This is a genomic window from Aureimonas ureilytica (assembly GCF_001475935.1).
Lineage (GTDB): Bacteria > Pseudomonadota > Alphaproteobacteria > Rhizobiales > Rhizobiaceae > Aureimonas > Aureimonas ureilytica_A.
This window is the reverse complement of sequence record NZ_LDQA01000024.1, coordinates 127,564-146,580: the sequence shown is the minus strand read 5'-3', so window position 1 is coordinate 146,580 and position 19,017 is coordinate 127,564. Positions and strand designations below refer to the sequence as shown.

Here is a 19,017-nt window from a genome sequence, read left to right as displayed (position 1 = left end):
CCATACTTTGTTCGGGTTGGAAACAAACAAAGGATTGGGTAGAAGTCAAGGGCTTTTGCGTGTGACCGGATCGAAGAGCCCACCATGTCGATGCCCCAGACCGTCCGCCACATCAACGAGAAGCGGGCGCTGGCCGCCCTGCTCCGCGCGGGCACGCTGAGCCGCGCCGATTTGGCCCGCGAGTTGGGCCTCACGCGATCGACGGCGAGCAGCATCGTAGCCGGTTTGATGAAAGATGGACTGGTTCGGGACGCGGGTGAGGCTGCAACCGAGCCTCAGAGCAACGGTGATACGCCGCGCATCGGGCGACCCGGCACGCTCCTGGCGTTGAACGCCGCCCATGGCACCTTCATCGGCGTCGATCTCGGCATCGATCATCTGCATCTTCTGGCGCTCGATTTCGCCGGCCGGGTTCTGACGCAGGAGCGGCTGCCCATGAGCTCCGCCGCGATGGGGCCGGAGCGCATGGCCGAGACACTTGCCGAGCGCATTATCGGTTTTCGTGAGCGACTTAGCGCGGCCGGGCCGGTGCGCGGCCTTTGCGTGGCCGTGCCGGGCGTGGTGGACGAGCGCGGCCTGGTGCTGCGCCTGCCCATTCTCGGCTGGACGGGCTGGCAGCTTCGCGAGGCCCTGCGCCGCGCCTTCCCGGACATCGCCGAGATCGAGGTCGAGAACGACGCCAACGCCTTCGCGGTGGCCGATGGGTTGCGGGACGGCGCGAGTGCAGGCTCTCGCAGCGTGCATCTTCTGCTGGATGCCGGGGTCGGGGGCGCGATCCTGGCGGATGGCGCCTTGCAGCGGGGCGCGCATGGCTATGCCGGGGAGATCGGACATATGCCGTTGGGCGAGAAAGGCTTCCTGCCGGATGCCGCCCTGCCCGGCTCGCTGGAATCCTTCGTCGGGCGGGACGCGATCCTGCACCGATACCACGACCTTGGCGGAACCCGAGAACTGGACGCGCTTCTCGCCGGCATTGGAGCCGGCGAGGCGTCAGCGCGGCGCTGCCTCGGCGAATGGGCGCATTATCTCGGGCGCGGCCTCGCCACGATCACGGCCCTGATCGACCCCAGCGAGATCGTGCTGGGCGGCCCTGTCGCCGCGCTCTTCGCGACAGGCGAGGCTGAGGTCAAGCAGGCGCTCCGACGCCATCTCCTGCCCGGCCAGCCGCTGCCCGCCTTGCGCCTGTCGCACTCGGGCGAGGCAGGCGCGGCGCTCGGCGGCGCGGGGCTTCTGCATCGCCGGCACCTGTCGGTGGACGAGGATTTCGTATTCCGCCGTGCCGACCCCGATCAGGCGGAGGCGAGCGCCTCGGCCGAGATGCGGTAGCGCGTGTCCCAAGGCTCGCCGGCCCGGAAGGGTTGCGACACGCCCTCGCGGCTGAAACTGCCGTCCAGAAGATCGGTGCGGTCGAAGGCCGAGGCGACGGGTTCGATGCCGAGCCCTCGGAAGCGCCCGTTCCAGGGCTTGGCCGTGCGTCCGGCCTGACTGATCCAGAGGAGGCAATGAGGGAAAGCGCCCTTGTCCCATTCGAAACGGACGCGCGTTCCGGCCGTCTCGTCGCGCAGCGCGATGGAGCCCTCAAGCTTCCACAGCTGCACCAGTTCTTCGAACAGGCCGGGGGCCGGCAAGGCGGCGAGCGAGACCGGCTCGCCGTCCAGAGTGTCCACCGCGTCGAGCCGTGAGAAGAGGGAGCCCGTCGCCAGCCGCGACACGCCGGGCTGGAAGGGCTCGGGGAAAACCTGGCCTCGCTCGAACGGCGCGGGCTCCAGATGAAGCGTGCCGGTCGTCTCCGGCAGCTTGAAGATCGGATGCAGCCCGATCGGCAGCGCGCAATCGATGCGCGTCACCACGCGAAGCGAAAACTCCACCGCCGCCTTGCCCGGCACGCCTCTGATGCGGCGCTCCAGACGCTCGACCGGATGACCCGCCGGAAAGGCGCAGGCGAGATGGATCGTGCCCTCGCCGTCCTCGACCAATTCCCATTCGGCGTTCGAGCCGTAGCCATGGTGGCCGGGGTCGATCTGCGTGGTGCCGAAGGGCACACAGGCCCATTCGCCGCCGAGCAGGCGCAGATGCTGGGCCAGCGTCTCGTCGCCCTGAATTTCCGGCTCGTCGTGCCAAGCGGCTTCCGCGAAGGGCGCGACGCTTCGGCCATTGCCCAGGTCGAACGTGAGATGGTGCAGCATGGCACCGGCGGGCGTGACCACGGCCCGGCCCCGGTCCCAGGTGAGAGTCCAGCCCTGCATGATCCTCTCCCTCAGCGCACGCCGAGGCCGGCCAGAAGCCCGCCGTCGATGCAATGGTCCGATCCGGTGATGAAGCCCGCGCGGTCGGAGGCAAGGAAGGCGATGAGATCGGCCACCTCCTCCGGCTCGCCGATCCGCCCGATCGGGTGCGCCGCGCCGAAGCGCTGAAACACCGCATCCACATCGGCCCCCGGCCCGTCGAAGGTGCGGGCGGCAAGTTCCAGAATGGGTGTGCGCACCGAGCCGGGGCTGACGGACGTCACGCGGATGCGATCGGGCGCGAAGTCGAGCGCCATGGCGCGTGTCAGCGCGTGAATGGCGCCTTTGGACGCGACATAGGCCGCAACGCCCCGCTGGCAGGCATGGCCCTGCACGCTCGACAGATTGACGATGGCCCCGCCGCGGCGCTGGCGCATCAAGGGTACGCCCCATCGGGCCGTCAGATGAATGGAGCCGACATTGACCGCGAGGCAGCGCAGAAAGGTCTTGGGATCGGTCTCGACCGCATCGCCGTAAGGGTGGATCGCGGCAGAGTTGACGATGATGTCGAGCCCGCCGAACCGCTCTTCGCAGAACCCCAGTGCGGCCTCGACCTCGGCTGGGACGGAAACATCCGCGCGCCGGACGACGAGACGCGGGTCGGCCTCCGCCAAGGCGGCATTGCCGGCCTCGTCGATGCCGAGCGCCAGGACTTGCGCTCCCCCGGCTGAGAGGCGCAGCGCGGTGGCGCGCGCAATGCCGGTCGTGCCCGTGACGAGCGCGATTTTGCCCTGCATATCCCCTGGCATCCTCTCCTCCCGATCCGCCCATTTCGTCGCTGGACTTTTTCGTAGAAGGCTAGGAGCAGAGATAACGCCCGTCAATTCCTATTTTTTCTCGCGTCAAGATCAAGGAAAGAATAGGTTTGAGGCCGACCACTGCGACCATGGCATCGGGCGCAAGGATTTTAGACACTGCGCGGGAACCAATCTTGAGCGACGAGACGATGATCAAGCGCGTGCGCACCATGGAAGACTTCGCGCAAGCGGTCGGCCTGTCGCGCCCCACCGTATCGAAATATTTTCAGGATGCGAGTTCGATCCGTCCCAAGCTGCGCGAACGGATCGAGGAGGGGCTGCGGGAAACGGGGTTCCGACCCAATCTCTTCGCGGTCAACCTGAACCGTCGCCAGACCAAGATTGTCGGGCTGATCTTTCCCAATTCGCTCGACCCATTCTATGCGGGCCTGCGCCGGCAGATCGAGGACCGTGCCGCACACGAGGGGTATCTGACCTTCGTCTTTTCCTCCGACGGCAAGCCGGAGATGGAAGAGGACGCGCTGGAAACCCTGTCGCAACTGAACGCAGCGGGGGTGATCCTGTCGCCGGTGGGCGGCGATGCGGCGCACCGCGCGCGGGTCAAAGCGACGGCGCGCAGCCTGCCCATCGTCTTCATCGACTCGCCCTTCGATGACGAGGAAGCTTTCGTCGGCACGAACAATGGCCAGTCCATGGCCCTCATGACGGACTATCTCTCGCGCTTCGGCGAAGGGCCGTCCTATTTCGACATGCCCCATGTCAACGCCAACGGCGCGGCACGGCGCGAGGCCTATGCGCAGACCATGCGCCGACGGGGGCTGGAGCCGCGCTTCGTCGCGGTCGAGCCCTCGACCAGCTGGGAGTTCGAGCGCTACGCCTTCGAACAGACCCAGCGACTTCTGAAGGGCGAGGGCTTTCCGACCAGAAGCCTTCTTTGCGGCAATGACCGCATCGCTTTCGGCGTCATGGCCGCGCTCAATCAGGCGGGCCGGCGCATCGGGCTTGGCCCCGACTGCGAATTTCGCGTCGCCGGCCACGACAACCAGCCCTTGTCGGAATATATCTGGCCGCCGCTCACCACCGTTCAGCAGAACACCGGCGAGATGGGCCGGCTCGCGCTTGACCTCCTGCTCCAGCGCCTCGACCCCGCCCGCGACAGGCAAGGCGAACCGGAAGCGGGCCGCCATCTCCTGGTGGATGGCGACCTCGTGTTGCGGGCCTCGGCGTAAGAGACGGGGACAGAACCCTGCGGTGGAGAGCCGGCGAGGGACTTGCGTTCCCGACGAGGCGCCGAGCGCAGACGATGCAGCGCATCGGCGAGCATCGGCAACGATGATCGGGGGCGGAAGCACCCGACGGATCGACCCGCAGGGTTTTGCCCCCGGCTCTAAGCGCCCTTCGCGCGATCAGTTGATCGCGCGCTGGAAGGCACGGTTCTTCTCGTATCGTTCGCGCGCGGGCGCGATCTCGGCGCGATCCGAGACCTCCGGTACGGCCACGTCCCACCAATGGCCGCCGGCCTCCGTGGTGATCAGCGGATGGGTGTCGATCAGGATCACGGTGGAGCGCGTGTTGGCGCGCGTGCGCTCCAGCGCGGCTTCCAGATCGGCGATGGAAGAGACCTTCTCGGCCAGCGCGCCCATGGCCTTCGCATGGGCCACGAAGTCGATTTCAGGCACGACCTCCTGCCGGCAGTCCTCCAGAAGATTGTTGAAGTTCGCGCCGCCGCAGGCCATCTGGAGCCGATTGATGCAGCCATAGCCGCGGTTGTCGAGCAGCACGACCGTGAGCTTCTGCCCGAGCATGACAGATGTCGCGAGCTCGGAATTCAGCATCATGTAGGACCCGTCGCCGACCATGACGACGACGTCCTTTTCGGGCCGCGCCATCTTGACGCCGAGGCCCCCGGCGATCTCGTAGCCCATGCAGGAGAAGCCGTATTCGAGATGGTAGCCGCCGGGCTGCGTCGGCGCCCAGAGCTTGTGCAACTCGCCCGGCAGGCCGCCGGCCGCGCAGACGACGATGGAGTTCTCGGTGCCCCGCGCGCGCGCGACCGCGCCGATCACCTGCGCATCGGACGGCAACTCGGCGTTGGAGGTGGCGAGCGCCTTGCCCGCCGCCTCGAACCAGGACACGCGCTCGGCATGGGCGCGGGACGTATGGGCGGAGTCGGCTTTCCAGCCGGCCAGATCTTCCGAAAGCAGCTTCAGCCCGACCTTGGCGTCCGCCACCAATGGCACGGAGCCGTGCTTCACGGCGTCATAGGCCGCGACATTGAGGCCGACGACCTTCAGCCCCTCCTCGCGGAACAAGGCCCAGGAGCCTGTCGTGAAATCCTGAAGCCGCGTGCCGACGGCCAGAACCAGATCGGCCTCGGCGGCGAGCGCATTGGCGGCCGATGTGCCGGTCACGCCAACCGAGCCCAGCGCCAGATCATGCGTCTCGTCGATGGCGGATTTGCCGGCCTGCGTGACGGCGACGGGCACGCCGTGCGTTTCGGCAAAGGCGAGAAGGTCCGCCGTCGCCTCGGAATAGAGAACGCCGCCGCCCGCCACGATCATCGGTCGCTTCGAGGCGCGGATCAGCGAGACCGCATGGGCCAGCTCGTCCTCGTCCGGCCGGGGCCGACGCCTGTTCCAGACGCGCTCTTCGAACAGGGCAGCGGGAAAGTCGTAGGCCTCGGCCTGCACGTCCTGGCAGAGCGAGAGGGTGACCGGCCCGCAATCCACGGGATCGGTCAGCACCTGCATGGTGCGCTGAAGCGCCGGGATCAGTTGTTCGGGCCGCTGGATGCGGTCGAAATATTTCGAGACAGGGCGGAAGCAGTCGGAGGCCGAGACGGTGCCGTCGCCGAAATTCTCGATCTGCTGAAGCACGGGGTCGGGCAGGCGGTTGGCGAAGACATCGCCCGGCAGGAAGAGAACCGGCAGGCGGTTCACATGCGCGACGCCCGCCGCCGTCACCATGTTGAGCGCGCCGGGGCCGATCGAGGTCGTGCAGGCCATGAAGCGACGGCGGAACGAGGCTTTGGCGAAGGCGATGGCCGCATGGGCCATGCCCTGCTCGTTATGGGCGCGGAAGGTCGGAAACGCGTCCTTCACGCCATGGAGCGCCTCACCCATGCCCGCCACATTGCCATGGCCGAAGATCGCCCAGCAGCCGGCGAAGATCGGCACGGTCTGCCCCTCCACGACAGTCTTCTGCGCCATCATGAAGCGCACCACGGCCTGCGCCGCCGTCAACCGGATCGTCTTCGTCATGTCTTTGCTCTCCTCGGCCTTTCCGTTCCGTCCCGTCAGGGGTCAGCGGTAGAAGGCCGGCTTGTCCATGGTGGTGATCGGGACGATCTGCCCCGTGCGCTTGGCCTCGACGCAGGCGTCAGAGGTCACGGCGGCGAAATAGCCATCCCAGGCGGTCGGGCCGGTGACCTCGCCCTTCACCGTCGCCTGAACCCATTCCTGCAACTCGACATCGTAGGAGTCGATGAAGCGCAGCTTCCAGTCCATCATGATCTCCTGCCCCGCGAGGGACTGGTGACGGAGCGGCACGCTGATCGGCTCGGGCAGGTTGGCCGTGCCGTCCTCGCCGACGATCTGGCACTGGATGTCGTAGCCAAACTGGCAGTTCACGAAGATCTCGGTGTCCATGACGATGCCGGACCTGGTCTTGAGCACCACGACGTAAGGGTCGTCCAGACCTTCCTTGGCATGGCGCGAGCGCTTGCCCTGGATCACCTGCGCCGAGACGTAATCATCGTCCACCAGCCAGCGCAGAACGTCGATCTCGTGGATGAACGTGTCGGTGATGCCCATGTCGCCGACATAATGGGCGGGAACGGTCGGGTTGCGATGGGCCGAGTGCAGCATCAGCGGCTCGCCGATCCGGCCCGAGGTCACAACGCCCTTCAGAAGCCGGTAGCCTGCATCGTAGCGGCGCATGAAGCCAACCTGCACGAGATGGCGTCCACTCGCGATCTCCGCCTCCACGATGCGCCGGCACGCGTCTGCCGTGGTGGCAAGCGGCTTCTCGCAGAAGACCGGCTTGCCGGCGGCAATCGAAGCCAGCACGAATTCCTCGTGGCTCGGCCCCCAGGAGGTGACGACGACCGCATCGACATCGGGATCGTCGATCACGCCCTGGCCCGTTTCATGAACGCGCGCACCGGGGCAATACCGCTCGGCGGTGGCGCGGGCGCTGTCCGGGTTGATGTCGTTGACAGCGGTGACGGTCGAGCCGGCCAGCTTGCCGTTGAGGCGCGCGATATGTTCCTGGCCAATGGCGCCCGTGCCGATCACACCGATCTTCAATGTCATGTTCGTCTTTCGTGAGGTCTTCAGAATGGGCGGGAGAATGCAGGGCGGCGTCAAGCGGGGCAATCCACCCAGCGCCGCTCGTCATGCGAGCGGGCCATGGCGTGGACAGTCTCCTCGATGGCGAAGCCCGTTTCGAAATCCACGATCCGGGCGGGGCGACCGTCGATGGCGGCCAGAAGCTCGTGCGCCTCGATGACCTTCAGATCGTTGAAACCGAGCCCATGGCCGGGCGCGGGCACGAAAGCGCCGTAGGGCGCGTGCGCGGGGGCGGTCAGGACGGTGCGGAAGCCTTGGGTCCGCTCGTCGCCCTCGCGGGTGAAGAGCTGGAACTCGTTCATGCGCTCCTGGTCATAGGCGATCGTGCCGGCAGAGCCGAAGACCTGTACGGCGATCCGCCCCTTGCGGCCCCAGGCGGCGCGATTGGCGACCAGCAGGCCCGACGCGCCGCTCCTGAGGCGCAGGAGAGAGGTCGCGATCTCATGCGTCTCGACCCGCCGTCCCTCGCGGCTGGCATAGGGCTTGGCCTGATCCGTCATCACGCTCGAAACCGGACCGGCGAGACGCCAGAGGATCGAGAGCGGATGCACGGCGAAATCATCCAGCGCGCCATAGCCCGACGCCGCGCCGTTCTTGTAGACGAAGGGCGCGTCCGGGTCGGCCATGAAATCCTCGTCCATTTCGAGGCGTACATGGTTGACCGTGCCGATCACGCCGTCCTGGATCAGCGCTTCCATCTGCCGGATGGCGGGGTTCTGAATGTAGTTGTATCCGAGCGCGGCGACCCGCCCAGAGCCTTTCTGCGCCTCCAGCATCCGGCGCGCGTCGTCGCGGCTCGTCGCCATGGGCTTCTCGCACCAGACATGCTTGCCCGCCTCGAACGCCGCGCAGGCCATCTCGGCGTGAAACGGATTGGGCGCGGCGATGGAGACGACATCGACCTCGGGGTCGGCGATCACGGCGCGCCAGTCGCCGCTCGCCTTGGCGAAGCCGAACTCGCGGGCCTTGCTGTCCGCCAAGCTCTGGTCGGCCTCAGCCAGATGCACGAGGCGCGGACGGCGCGCTTCGCCGAAGGTGGCGGCCACCGCGTTCCAGGCGAGCGCGTGGCATTTGCCCATGAAGCCCGTGCCGATGAGGCCGACGCCGATCGTGCTGTTGGTCATGTCTCGCTCCGTCACGCCCGAGCCCGTTTGCGCTGGCGATACTGGTCGGCGATCACAGCGGCGACGATGATCACGCCCTTCACGATCTCCTGGTAGTAGGCGTCGATGCGCAGGAAGGTGAAGCCCGAGGTCATGACGCCGAGGATGATGACGCCGATCACCGTGCCGGTGATGCGCCCGACGCCGCCCGCCAGCGACGTGCCGCCGATGACGGCGGCGGCGATCGCGTCCAGCTCGTAGGACACGCCCATGCCGGCCTGCCCCGAGACGGCGCGGGCCGAGGTGACGATGCCCGCCAGGCCCGCCAGCGTGCCGGCGATGGCATAGACGACGAGGAGATGGCGGTCGACATTGATGCCCGAGACGACGGCGGCCTGCCGGTTGGCCCCGATCGCGTAGGTGAACTTGCCATAGCGCGTGTAGCGCAGCGCGATGTGGAAGACGAAAGCGACGACCAGGAAGATGATGACCGGCGTCGCGCCCGCGCCGATCGCGGCATAGCTGTCCGACAGCATGGAGACCGGCTGGCCGCCCGTGTACCATTTGGCGGCCCCGCGCGCGGCGACCATCATGCCGAGCGTCGCGATGAAGGGCGGAATGCCGGTGTAGGCGATCAGCGCCCCGTTCACGAGCCCCGCCCCCAAGCCGACGGCGAGGCCGGCGATGACGGGAACGATCACGGGAAGGCCCGTCAGCGAGGGATAGACGGCGCGCGCATAGTCGGGGTTCTGGGCGAGACTCGCCGCGACCATGGCCGTCAGCGCGACCACCGAGCCGGAGGAGAGATCGACGCCCGATGTGATGATGACCTGCGTCACGCCCACCGCGATGATGCCGATCACCGAGACCTGCAGGATCATGACGATCAGGCGCTGCTGGTTGCCGAGGAAGCTCTGGCCGATCAGCACCCAGCCGAGCGCCTCGAACACCAGCGCGATGCCGACGAGAACGAGAAGGATCGAGACTTCGGTCGGGAGCTTGCGCCTGCGCCGAGTGGGCTTGTCCACGGCGGGGGCCGGCGGCACGCCGCCATGCGTCGCTTCGTTGAGGCTCATGGGTTCACTCCCGGTTGTCAGATGCGCCGCGCTTGGGCTCTCCCGGCCCGGCGTCGCGAAAAAGGCTTGGAACGAGGCTCAGCGCGAGGCGAGGTCCATGACGCGCTCTTGGGTGGCCTCCGCCCGGTCCAGAATGCCGGTGACGCGCCCGCCATGAACCACCATCACCCGGTCGCTCATGCCCAGCACTTCGGGCAGTTCCGACGAGATCATGATGACGGCGAGCCCCTCGCCCGCGAGCTTGGACACCAGGCGGTGGATCTCGGCCTTGGCGCCGACATCGATGCCGCGCGTCGGCTCGTCGAGGATCAGGATCTTGGGCTTGGTCAGGAGCCAGCGGCCGATCAGGACCTTCTGCTGGTTGCCGCCCGAAAGGTTCTGGATGCGCTCGTCGAGGTCGGGCGTCTTGACTCGCATGACCTTCGCCATGTCCTCGCAGCGCCGATCGACCTCGCTTTGGCGCACGAACCCGCCCGAGGTGAACTCGCTCTGGATCACCGCCATCTGCATGTTTTCGGTGATGGAGAGCGGCAGGAAGCAGCCTGTGTCCTTGCGATCTTCGGTGAGGAAGGCCATGCCGTGGCGCATCGCGACCGCCGGATTGGCGATGCGCACCTCCTGCCCGAACAAGGTGATGGTGCCCGAGGTCGCCGGCGTCACGCCGAACAGCGTTTCGGCGATATTGGAGCGGCCCGAGCCGACGAGGCCGGCAAGGCCGAGAATTTCGCCCGCGCGCAGATCGAAGGATACGTCCTGAAACACGCGGCCGAGCGACAGTCCGCGCACGGACAGAACGACCTCGCCGATCTTCGCCTCTTCCTTCGGAAACATCTGCGTCAGCTCGCGGCCCACCATCATGCGGATGATGTCGTCGCGGGTGACGGACTTGGCGTCCTCGGTGCCGATATATTTGCCGTCCCGGAAGATCGACACTTCGTCGGCGATCTCGGCCAGTTCGTCCATCTTATGCGTGATATAGACGATGCCCTTCCCCTCGGCGCGAAGCTGCCGGACGATGCGGAAGAGATGCTCGACTTCCCGGTCCGTCAGCGCCGAGGTTGGCTCGTCCATGATCAGAACGTCCGAGCGGTAGGACACGGCTTTGGCGATCTCGACCATCTGGCGCGAGGCGATGGAGAGGGTCTGGGTTTCGGCGTCCGGGTCGATATCGATGGACAGATCGGCGAAGAGCTTTTCCGTGCGCCGGCGCATCTCGCCATGATCCACGAAGCCGAAGCGGTTCTTGGGCTCGCGCCGGATCCAGATATTCTCGGCCACGGTCATGAAGGGCATCAGGTTGAGTTCCTGATGGATCATGGCGATGCCGTTTTCGAGCGCGTCCAGCGGGCCGCTCAGACGAATGCTCTGCCCGCGCAGGCGAAACTCGCCGCCGTCGGGCGTGTAGACGCCCGCGATGATCTTCATGAGCGTGGACTTGCCGGCCCCGTTCTCGCCCATCAGGGCGTGGACCGTGCCGCGACGCACGCGAAACTGCACGTTGTCGAGCGCGACGACGCCCGGAAAGACCTTCCGCACGCCGTCCACTTCCAGGAGATAGTCCGCGCCCGGCACCGCACCGCTCTCGCGAACGAGGCGCATCGTCGAAGGGCTGATCGTCGGTTGCGACATGATGGACCTCTCCTGGACTTCGTTCGCGCTCGAACGGCTCACTTCGCGCCGGCGTACTGAGCCATGTTGGCCGGCGTCACCAGTTCGAACGGCACCCAGATCTTGCGCTCGGTCGCCTCGCCCTTGGCGAGCTTGGCGGCGGCCTCGACGGAGGCGGCCCCTTGGGCGGTGGCGTTCTGGAACACGGTGACGTCGAGATCGCCCGCCTTCATGGCGGCGAGCCCGTCCGGCGTCGCGTCGATGCCGGCGACCACGACGCTTTTGGGGTCGCGTCCGACCGCCTTCAGCGCCTGGATCGCGCCGATCGCCATTTCATCGTTATTGGCGATCACCGCATCGAAATCGGCCGAGGACGACAGCCAGTTGGTCATGATGTTCTGGGCCTCGATCCGGTCCCAGCCGGCGGCCTGCTTGTCGACGATCGTGATGCCCTTGCAGGCGGGTGTCGCCAGCACGTCCTCGATATCCTTGGTACGCACGATCGAGGAGTGGTTGTTGAGCGGCCCCATCAGCACATAGGCCGCGCCCTTGCCGCCGAGTTGCTTGCAGACTTCCTCCGTCTGCATCGTGCCGGACTGCACCTCGTCGGAGCCGACGAAGGCCGTCTTCTCGGGCAGCGTGTCAAGGTCGGCGGGCGGATGGACGGAATAGACGATGGGGATGCCCGCTTCCTTCGCCAGCTTGGTCATGGCGGGTGTGCCGTCGCCATCCACGGCTGCGACGACGATGGCGTCGACCTTGGCGGCGATGAAGTTTCGGATCTGATCGAGCTGGCGCTGCGGGTCGTTCTGCGCGTCCTCGACCTGGAGCGAGACGCCGGGCATCGCCTTGGCGCGCATTTCCATGCCCTGGCGCAAAATGGTCAAAAAGACGGAATCGGCGCGCGCCATGCTGACGCCGATCGTCTCGGCCAACGCGGGAGCCGCCATAAGGGACAGAAAAGACACGGCCAGCGCCGCGCGAAGACACGTCGTCATGGTTCGAGTTCCGTCAAGGAGCAAGGGGAAGCGGGGCGCCGCGCATGGCAGCGCCCCAGCCGGATCGTCAAGTCTTGGCTTCGGTCAGTTCTTGGCTTCGTACTGGGCCATGTTGGCGGGGGTCACGAGTTCGAAGGGCACGTCCACGACCTTCTCGGTTTTCTCGCCCTTGATGAGCTTCTGGATCGTGTCGATCGCGCCCTTGCCCTGGCCGGCAGCGTTCTGGAACACCGTGACCTTGAGATCGCCGGCCTTCATGGCGGCGAGACCATCCTGCGTCGCGTCGATGCCGGCGACGATCACGTCCTTGGTGCCGGCTGCCTTCAGCGCCTGGATCGCGCCGATCGCCATCTCGTCATTGTTGGAGATGACGGCGGCGGGCTTGAGGCCGGCCGAAATCCAGTTGGTCATCAGATCGGTCGCCTGGGTGCGCTGCCAGTTGGCCGTCTGCTTGTCGAGAATCTTGATGCCCTTGCAGGGCTCGGCGGCGATGACGTCCTCGACATCCTGCGTGCGCTGGCGCGCCGCCTGGTTCGACAGATCACCCATCATGACGACGATTTCGCCCTTGCCCCCTAAGAGCTTGCAGACTTCCTGCGTCTGGAGCGTGCCGGACTTCTTCTCGTCGGAGCCAACAAAGGCGACCTTCTCGGGCAGCTTCTCCACATCCGCCGGCTGGCGGTTGACATAGACGAGCGGAATGCCGGCCGCCGTCGCGAGCTTGGTCATCTGCGCGGTGGCGTCCGTGTCCACCGGGTTGACGATGATGCCGTCCACCTTCTGGGCGATGAAGTTCTGGATCTGGTTGAGCTGCTTGCCGATGTCGCTGGTCGCGTCCTCCACCTGGAGCGACACGCCGTCCGCCTTCTTGGCGGCATCTTCCATGCCGTTGCGCAGAACGGTCAGGAAGTTGTCGTCGAAGGACGCCATGCTGACGCCGATATTGGCCGCATGGGCCGAGGCCATCATCGCGGCCGAGGCGGCGAGCGTGAGCAGAATGCGTTTCATGCGTGTTTCCTCCCAAGGATTCGGACGGGCCTCTGCCGCGTCCGACATGTCCATTTCCGCCGCCGGCCTCCCAGCCGGCAGCGTCATGCCGTCACGCCGCAGCCGATCTCAGACCGGCTGCGACGAATTCCATGCTGGCGCGCAGATCGGCTGCCACGTCCGGGCTCTCGGCGACGTCAGCGGCGAAAGGCTCGAAGGACAGCGGCCCGGCATAGCCGCCGGCCACAAGTGCGCGGATCTGATCACAATTCCCGATCCGGTCGGCCGGGCCGACCAAAACACGGTGCGGGTCGCGCATGGCCTCGCGCGGCACCGAAGCGTCCTCGACGCCCGAGATATGAACGAGCCCCGTGCGCTCGGGAAACATCTCCCTCTCACCGGCGACAAAGTGATGGAACGTGTCGTGCACCAGTTTGAAGCGATCCGCTTCACCCACCGCGTCGATCGCCGCGACCGCCTCGCTTTTGAGGCGCAGCGAGCATTCGGCAAAGCCCAGTGGCTCGATATAGCCGAGGATTCCAGCGTCCTTCAGGATCGGGGCCAGCCCCGCCAGCGCCTCGCGCAGCGCCGAAAGCCTCACCTCGTCGCTCGTCCAGAAGCCTTGTTCGTTCACCGGGCAGAGAACCAGCGCCTCGGCACCAGCCGCCTTGGCCTGGGCCACCAGCGCCCTCGCCTCTTCGGCGCGATGGGGCGTCCAGTGGTTGAAGCGTTGCAGCGCATTGACCGAGAGAATGCGCACGCCAGCCGCCTCGGCGGCCCGGCGCACGTCGTCCGGCGACGTTCCGTCGGATAGGGCCACGCCCGGCAGATCGTTGCGGATTTCCACCGAGCTGATACCCAACGCCCTTGTCAGACCGATGAGACGATCCAGTCCGAGGCGCGGCGCAACCCTATGATTGACTGCGAAATCGACCACCAGTTCCCCCTCCCAGGGCGCCGATCGAACCTTTTTAGCGGCTCGTAGCAATTTTGGAATTCATATGCCCTTTTTATCCGATATGGAAATTTGTATTCTAAGTGAGCGAAGCGTGTCAACCACCCCTTCCGGTTGGGTCGCGAAAAATGAAAAGGATGCCAAATGATGCTGGAGGAGGGAGAGATCGGAGCCATGCAGGGCACCGCGCCGGAGAGTTTCGCGGAGCTGCGCGAGCGTCTGGCCGGTGGATCGGTCAAGCTGTCGAAGCGGTTGAAGCAGGTGGCGTCCTTTGCGCTCGCCCAACCGGACGAGATCGCGCTCGGCACGGTGACGACCATCGCGGACAAGGCCGGGGTTCAGCCCTCGACCCTGATCCGCTTCAGCCAAGCGCTGGGGTTCGCCGGGTTTTCCGATCTTCAGATGCTGTTTCGCGAGCGCCTGCGCAACCACGTCTCCAACTATGACGATCGGCTTCTGTCGCTGCGCGCCAAGAATGGCGATGCGTCGCGCTCGGCCGTCCTGTTCGACGGGTTCTGCGAAGCTTCCACCCGCTCGATCACCGGGATGCACGACAAGCTCGACATCTCAACCATGGACCGGGCGATCGACGTTCTGGCCGGAGCCGAGACGATCTATCTCATCGCCCAACGTCGCTCCTTTCCCGTCACGGCCTATGTCAGCTATGCGCTCGGCAAGCTCGGCATTCGCAATGTGCTGATCGGCTCGGCTGTCGGAACCGATGCCGAGACCATGTCCTTCGCGACAAAGCGCGATGCGGCGATCGCGATTTCCTTCACGCCCTATGCCTCGTCCACCGTCGCCTATGCCCGGCAGGCGGCGGAACTCGGCACGCCGCTCGTCGTCATTACCGACAGCCCGTTCAGCCCGCTCGTGTCCGACGGCCACCTCTGGTTCGAGGTGGTGGAGGCCGATTTCCAGGGCTTTCGCTCGCTCGCCGCCTCCATGGCCCTCGCCATGACGCTGGTGGTGGGCCTCGCCGAGCGCCGCCGCGCCTTGCTGGGGGAGAAGGACAACAACACGAAAAGCTGACGGCGCTTCAAAAATGGAATTCAAATTCCATATTGACGCTTGTGGGATCACATGCTTCATCTGGTGTCGAGGAATTCGAGCCCGAGCCTCGCGCCGGGGATGCGGCAGGAGCATCCCTCATCCGGCGAGGCGACGGGCCTCTAGAGACAGGGAGGTGGCTCATGGGCCAGGTGCTCGACGTCGTCACGATCGGTCGTTGCTCGGTCGATCTCTACGGCCAGCAGATCGGCTCGCGGCTGGAGGACATCGCCTCCTTCGCCAAGTCCGTCGGCGGCTGCCCGGCCAATATCGCCATCGGCACGGCGCGGCTCGGCCTCAAATCGGCGCTGCTCACCCGCGTCGGCGCGGAGCAGATGGGTGGTTTCGTGCGCGAGCAGCTGGCGCGCGAGGGCGTCGAGACGGCGGGCGTGACGGTCGACCCTGAGCGCCTCACCGCATTGGTTCTTCTGGCGGTCGAGGACGAGGGCGTCTCGCCCATGATCTTCTATCGCAGCGACTGCGCCGACATGGCGCTCTGCGAGGACGATGTTTCGGATGAATTGATCGCCTCGGCCCGCGCCATCGTCGTCACCGGCACCCATTTCTCCAAGCCCAACACCGAAGCCGCGCAGCTGAAGGCGATCCGCCTCGCCAAGGCGGCGGGCGGCAAGGTCGTCTTCGACATCGACTATCGCCCCAATCTCTGGGGCCTTGCCGGCCATGCCCAAGGCTTCGAGCGCTATGTCGCCTCGGATCACGTCTCGTCCAAGCTCCAGCCGATCCTGCCCGATTGCGACCTGATCGTCGGCACGGAAGAGGAAATGATGATCGCGGGCGGCATCAGCGATCCGCTGGCCGCGCTGAAGGCGATCCGCGCGGTCTCGGCCGCCACGCTGGTTCTGAAGCGCGGCGCCATGGGCTGCATCATCTTCGACGGGCCGATCGAGACCCTGGAGGATGGCGTCGCCGGGCGCGGCTTCCCGATCGAGGTGTTCAACGTGCTGGGTGCGGGCGACGCCTTCATGTCCGGCCTTCTCGCCGGCTGGCTGCGCGGCAAGCCGCATGGCGAATGCGCGACCATGGCCAATGCCTGCGGCGCCTTCGCCGTGTCGCGCCTCCTTTGCTCGCCGGAATATCCGACCTCGGCCGAACTCGACGCCTTTCTCGCCAAGGACCAGATCCGGCGACGCCTGCGCAAGGACGAGGACCTCAACCATATTCACTGGGCGACCACCCGCCGGCCGGGGCCGGAGCGCCTGATGGCGCTCGCCTGCGACCACCGGATGCAGATCGAGGAAATGGCGGAAGCCGCCGGCGCGCCGCGCGAGCGGATCGAGGATTTCAAGGTGCTCGCTGTCGAGGCCGCCTCGCGTGTGGCAGGCGACCAGCCGGGCTTCGGCGTTCTGCTCGATGGAATTTACGGCCAGAAGGCGCTCTACTGCGCGGCGGCCAAGGGCTTCTGGATCGGCCGCCCGGTCGAGAAGCCGGGCTCGCGCCCGCTCGATTTCGACCATATGCCCGACCTCGGCAGCCATCTCACCGAATGGCCGGTGGATCACGTCGTCAAATGCCTCTGCTTCTATCACCCCGATGATCCGGCCGAGCTGAAGGCGCGGCAGGACCGCGAGCTTCTGCGCCTGTCGGACGCCGCGCGCACCGTCGGCCGCGAGCTTCTGGTGGAGATCATCGCCGGCAAGCACGGGGCGCTGGAAGAGGATACGGTCGCCTCGATCGTGCGCCACGTCTACGATCTCGGCATCAAGCCCGACTGGTGGAAGCTGGAGCCGCAGAAGAGCGTGAGCGCCTGGCAGCGGATCGAGGCGGCCATCGCCGAGCGCGATCCCTATTGCCGCGGCATCGTGCTGCTCGGCCTCGACGCGCCGGAAGCCGAACTCACCGCTGCCTTCCGGGCCGTTGCCGACGTCTCCATGGTCAAGGGCTTTGCGGTCGGGCGCACCATCTTCGCCGATGCGGCGCGGCGCTGGCTGCGAGGCGAGATCGACGACGAGACCGCCATAGCCGACATGGCCCGCCGCTTCGGCGCGCTGGTCGACGCATGGCAGGGCGCGGGCCGGCAGACAGAAGCGGCTTGACGCATCCCGCCCATCAACCAACCCTTTCAACGGGCCGCATCCCAGCGGCCCGACATTTCGTGGAGGAAGCATGATCCGCATCGGCGCGAACCCGATCTGCTGGAGCAATGACGACCGGCAGGACATCGGCGGCCATATCAGCCTCGAACAATGCCTGACGGAGGCGAGCGCCATCGGTATCGAGGGCATGGAGCTCGGCCACAAGTTCCCGCGCGAGCCGGGCGCGCTGAAGGCCAAGCTCGGCGAATACGGCATGGATTTCGTCGGCGGCTGGTACTCGACGTTCCTCCTGGATCGCGACGCCGAGGCCGAGTTCGAAGCCGCGCGCGACCATATCGCCCTGGTGAAGGGCGCGGGCACCGACATTTTCATCGTCTGCGAATGCACGCGCACGGTGCATGGCGACGAATCCTCGCCACTCCATGCCCGGCCTGTTCTGACGGAAGAGGAATGGACGCGCTTCCTGCCCCGCCTCACCCGCTTTGCCGAGCTTCTGAAAGCGGAAGGGCTGCGCATCGCCTATCACCACCACATGGGAACCGTGATTCAAACGGGGCCGGAGATCGACCGGATGATGGCGGGCACCGGCCCGGCCTTCACGCTGCTGCTCGATACCGGCCACGCCACCTGGGGCGGCACGGACCCGGCCGATCTCGCGCGCCGCTACCGCGACCGCATCGTCCATGTCCATGTGAAGGACGTGCGCCCGGACGTGGCGCGGCAGGCGGCACAGGAGGACTGGAGCTTCCTGACCTCGGTTCTGGCGGGCGTCTATACCGTACCGGGTGACGGATCGGTGGACTATGTCTCGGTGCTCAAAGAGCTTCCCGATTATTCCGGCTGGATCGTCATCGAGGCCGAGCAGGACCCGGAGAAGGCCCATCCCGCGACCTATGTGAAGCTCGGCTACGACAATCTCACGCGCTTCATCGCCGAAGCCGGTCTGAAACGCTGAAAGGCAGGACATGTCCAAGCTGCTCGTCAAACCCTCGGGCGACCAGGGCAAGGTCGTCGATGTCACGCCTGATAGCGCCGGCTGGCGCTATGTCGGCTTCTCGCTGCATCGCTTGAGGCCGGGCGAGAGCGTCTCGGGCGGGGAGGCGGATCGGGAGGTCTGCCTCGTTCTCGTCTCCGGCAAGGCCGATATCACCGCAGGCGGGCAGGAGTTCGGCACGCTCGGCCGTCGCATGTCTCCCTTCGACGGCAAGCCCTCCTCGGTCTATGCGCCGGCGGGGGCGCAGTGGCGCGTCACCGCCGAGACCGATCTGGAACTCGCTGTCTGCACCGCGCCGGGCGAGCCCGGCGCGCGACCGCCGCGCCTGATCGGCGAGGACGACAACACCCAGGAGGTGCGCGGGCGCGGCAACAATGTCCGCCACGTCACCAATATCCTGCCCGAAACGGCGGAAGCCGATGGGCTTCTGGTGGTGGAGGTGATCACACCCGCCGGCAATACGTCGAGCTACCCGCCCCACAAGCACGACCAGGACGATCTGCCTCAGGAATCCTATCTGGAGGAGACCTATTACCATCGCATCAACCCGCCGCAGGGCTTCGCCTTCCAGCGCGTTTATACGGACGATCGTTCGCTGGACGAGGCGATGGCGGTGGAGGATGGCGACGTGACGCTGGTGCCGAAGGGCTACCACCCCTGCGCGACGATCCACGGCTACGATCTCTATTATCTCAACGTCATGGCCGGGCCGAAGCGGACCTGGAAGTTCCACAACGCGCCCGAGCACGAGTGGCTTCTGAAGGCCTGAGACCAAAGAACCCTCTGATCGACATGGCAAA

At 66.3% G+C, this 19,017-nt stretch carries 16 protein-coding genes; 6 read left to right on the top strand and 10 right to left on the bottom strand.

Translation table 11 applies throughout. The features are described 5' to 3' along the window. The first annotated feature begins 84 nt into the window (after nt 1-84). Nucleotides 85-1,326 carry an ROK family transcriptional regulator gene (locus tag NS365_RS11405; protein ID WP_058600403.1) on the top strand — a complete coding sequence of 414 codons (1,242 nt, stop codon included), beginning with the start codon at nt 85-87 and terminating at the stop codon, nt 1,324-1,326. Here the strand turns inward: NS365_RS11405 and NS365_RS11400 are convergent. Further along, nucleotides 1,290-2,246: a hypothetical protein gene (locus NS365_RS11400; RefSeq protein ID WP_058600402.1), complete on the bottom strand. Its 957-nt coding sequence runs from the start codon at nt 2,244-2,246 to the stop codon at nt 1,290-1,292. The genes NS365_RS11405 and NS365_RS11400 overlap by 37 nt on opposite strands. Before the next feature lie 11 nt (nt 2,247-2,257). Next, nucleotides 2,258-3,022, bottom strand: a complete 765-nt coding sequence (locus tag NS365_RS11395) for an SDR family NAD(P)-dependent oxidoreductase (protein WP_244498428.1) — start codon at nt 3,020-3,022, stop codon at nt 2,258-2,260. A 230-nt stretch (nt 3,023-3,252) separates the two neighbouring features. Here NS365_RS11395 and NS365_RS11390 point away from each other — a divergent pair, with 230 nt between their 5' ends. Continuing rightward, nucleotides 3,253-4,272, top strand: coding sequence for a LacI family DNA-binding transcriptional regulator (locus NS365_RS11390; protein WP_058600433.1), 1,020 nt, complete (start codon nt 3,253-3,255; stop codon nt 4,270-4,272). 177 nt (nt 4,273-4,449) lie between these two features. On the opposite strand, the gene iolD is transcribed toward NS365_RS11390, so the two are convergent. The 8 genes from iolD to NS365_RS11350 all read right to left on the bottom strand — a co-directional run bounded on the left by iolD (nt 4,450) and on the right by NS365_RS11350 (nt 14,101). Then, nucleotides 4,450-6,303, bottom strand: a complete 1,854-nt coding sequence (gene iolD, locus NS365_RS11385; protein ID WP_058600400.1) for a 3D-(3,5/4)-trihydroxycyclohexane-1,2-dione acylhydrolase (decyclizing) — start codon at nt 6,301-6,303, stop codon at nt 4,450-4,452. Between the two features lie 42 nt (nt 6,304-6,345). Continuing rightward, complete coding sequence (locus NS365_RS11380) at nt 6,346-7,356, bottom strand: Gfo/Idh/MocA family protein (RefSeq protein ID WP_058600432.1); 1,011 nt, start codon at nt 7,354-7,356, stop codon at nt 6,346-6,348. A gap of 50 nt (nt 7,357-7,406) precedes the next feature. Then, nucleotides 7,407-8,516, bottom strand: coding sequence for a Gfo/Idh/MocA family protein (locus NS365_RS11375; protein ID WP_058600399.1), 1,110 nt, complete (start codon nt 8,514-8,516; stop codon nt 7,407-7,409). Nucleotides 8,517-8,527: 11 nt separating this feature from the next. Next, nucleotides 8,528-9,571 (bottom strand): ABC transporter permease, encoded by a 1,044-nt coding sequence (locus NS365_RS11370; protein WP_058600398.1) that lies wholly within the window; start codon nt 9,569-9,571, stop codon nt 8,528-8,530. 78 nt (nt 9,572-9,649) lie between these two features. Next, on the bottom strand, nt 9,650-11,200 hold the full coding sequence (locus NS365_RS11365; RefSeq protein ID WP_153003730.1) for a sugar ABC transporter ATP-binding protein: 1,551 nt from the start codon (nt 11,198-11,200) through the stop codon (nt 9,650-9,652). 38 nt (nt 11,201-11,238) lie between these two features. Beyond that, complete coding sequence (locus tag NS365_RS11360) at nt 11,239-12,177, bottom strand: sugar ABC transporter substrate-binding protein (protein ID WP_058600397.1); 939 nt, start codon at nt 12,175-12,177, stop codon at nt 11,239-11,241. A gap of 84 nt (nt 12,178-12,261) precedes the next feature. After that, entirely contained in the window at nt 12,262-13,185 is a 924-nt protein-coding gene (locus tag NS365_RS11355) for a sugar ABC transporter substrate-binding protein (RefSeq protein WP_058600396.1), read from the bottom strand. 91 nt (nt 13,186-13,276) lie between these two features. Further along, nucleotides 13,277-14,101: a TIM barrel protein gene (locus tag NS365_RS11350; protein ID WP_244498426.1), complete on the bottom strand. Its 825-nt coding sequence runs from the start codon at nt 14,099-14,101 to the stop codon at nt 13,277-13,279. Between the two features lie 162 nt (nt 14,102-14,263). On the opposite strand from NS365_RS11350, the gene NS365_RS11345 reads away from it, so the two are divergent. From NS365_RS11345 to iolB, 4 genes are all read left to right on the top strand, one after another. Next, complete coding sequence (locus tag NS365_RS11345; RefSeq protein WP_058600395.1) at nt 14,264-15,151, top strand: MurR/RpiR family transcriptional regulator; 888 nt, start codon at nt 14,264-14,266, stop codon at nt 15,149-15,151. A 161-nt stretch (nt 15,152-15,312) separates the two neighbouring features. Next, a complete protein-coding gene (locus tag NS365_RS11340) occupies nt 15,313-17,223 on the top strand; it encodes a bifunctional 5-dehydro-2-deoxygluconokinase/5-dehydro-2-deoxyphosphogluconate aldolase (protein ID WP_058600394.1) in 1,911 nt (636 codons plus the stop codon). 70 nt (nt 17,224-17,293) lie between these two features. Beyond that, nucleotides 17,294-18,178, top strand: coding sequence for a myo-inosose-2 dehydratase (gene iolE / locus NS365_RS11335; RefSeq protein ID WP_058600393.1), 885 nt, complete (start codon nt 17,294-17,296; stop codon nt 18,176-18,178). Between the two features lie 10 nt (nt 18,179-18,188). After that, nucleotides 18,189-18,986, top strand: a complete 798-nt coding sequence (gene iolB, locus NS365_RS11330) for a 5-deoxy-glucuronate isomerase (RefSeq protein WP_058600392.1) — start codon at nt 18,189-18,191, stop codon at nt 18,984-18,986. Nucleotides 18,987-19,017: the final 31 nt, after the last annotated feature.

Bases quoted from the DNA above. Each gene is read 5' to 3' on its own strand.
- NS365_RS11405 (WP_058600403.1), top strand. From the start codon at position 85: ATGTCGATGCCCCAGACCGTCCGCCACATCAACGAGAAGCGGGCGCTG.
- NS365_RS11400 (WP_058600402.1), bottom strand. From the start codon at position 2,246: ATGCAGGGCTGGACTCTCACCTGGGACCGGGGCCGGGCCGTGGTCACG.
- NS365_RS11395 (WP_244498428.1), bottom strand. From the start codon at position 3,022: ATGCAGGGCAAAATCGCGCTCGTCACGGGCACGACCGGCATTGCGCGC.
- NS365_RS11390 (WP_058600433.1), top strand. From the start codon at position 3,253: ATGGAAGACTTCGCGCAAGCGGTCGGCCTGTCGCGCCCCACCGTATCG.
- iolD (WP_058600400.1), bottom strand. From the start codon at position 6,303: ATGACGAAGACGATCCGGTTGACGGCGGCGCAGGCCGTGGTGCGCTTC.
- NS365_RS11380 (WP_058600432.1), bottom strand. From the start codon at position 7,356: ATGACATTGAAGATCGGTGTGATCGGCACGGGCGCCATTGGCCAGGAA.
- NS365_RS11375 (WP_058600399.1), bottom strand. From the start codon at position 8,516: ATGACCAACAGCACGATCGGCGTCGGCCTCATCGGCACGGGCTTCATG.
- NS365_RS11370 (WP_058600398.1), bottom strand. From the start codon at position 9,571: ATGAGCCTCAACGAAGCGACGCATGGCGGCGTGCCGCCGGCCCCCGCC.
- NS365_RS11365 (WP_153003730.1), bottom strand. From the start codon at position 11,200: ATGTCGCAACCGACGATCAGCCCTTCGACGATGCGCCTCGTTCGCGAG.
- NS365_RS11360 (WP_058600397.1), bottom strand. From the start codon at position 12,177: ATGACGACGTGTCTTCGCGCGGCGCTGGCCGTGTCTTTTCTGTCCCTT.
- NS365_RS11355 (WP_058600396.1), bottom strand. From the start codon at position 13,185: ATGAAACGCATTCTGCTCACGCTCGCCGCCTCGGCCGCGATGATGGCC.
- NS365_RS11345 (WP_058600395.1), top strand. From the start codon at position 14,264: ATGATGCTGGAGGAGGGAGAGATCGGAGCCATGCAGGGCACCGCGCCG.
- NS365_RS11340 (WP_058600394.1), top strand. From the start codon at position 15,313: ATGGGCCAGGTGCTCGACGTCGTCACGATCGGTCGTTGCTCGGTCGAT.
- iolE (WP_058600393.1), top strand. From the start codon at position 17,294: ATGATCCGCATCGGCGCGAACCCGATCTGCTGGAGCAATGACGACCGG.
- iolB (WP_058600392.1), top strand. From the start codon at position 18,189: ATGTCCAAGCTGCTCGTCAAACCCTCGGGCGACCAGGGCAAGGTCGTC.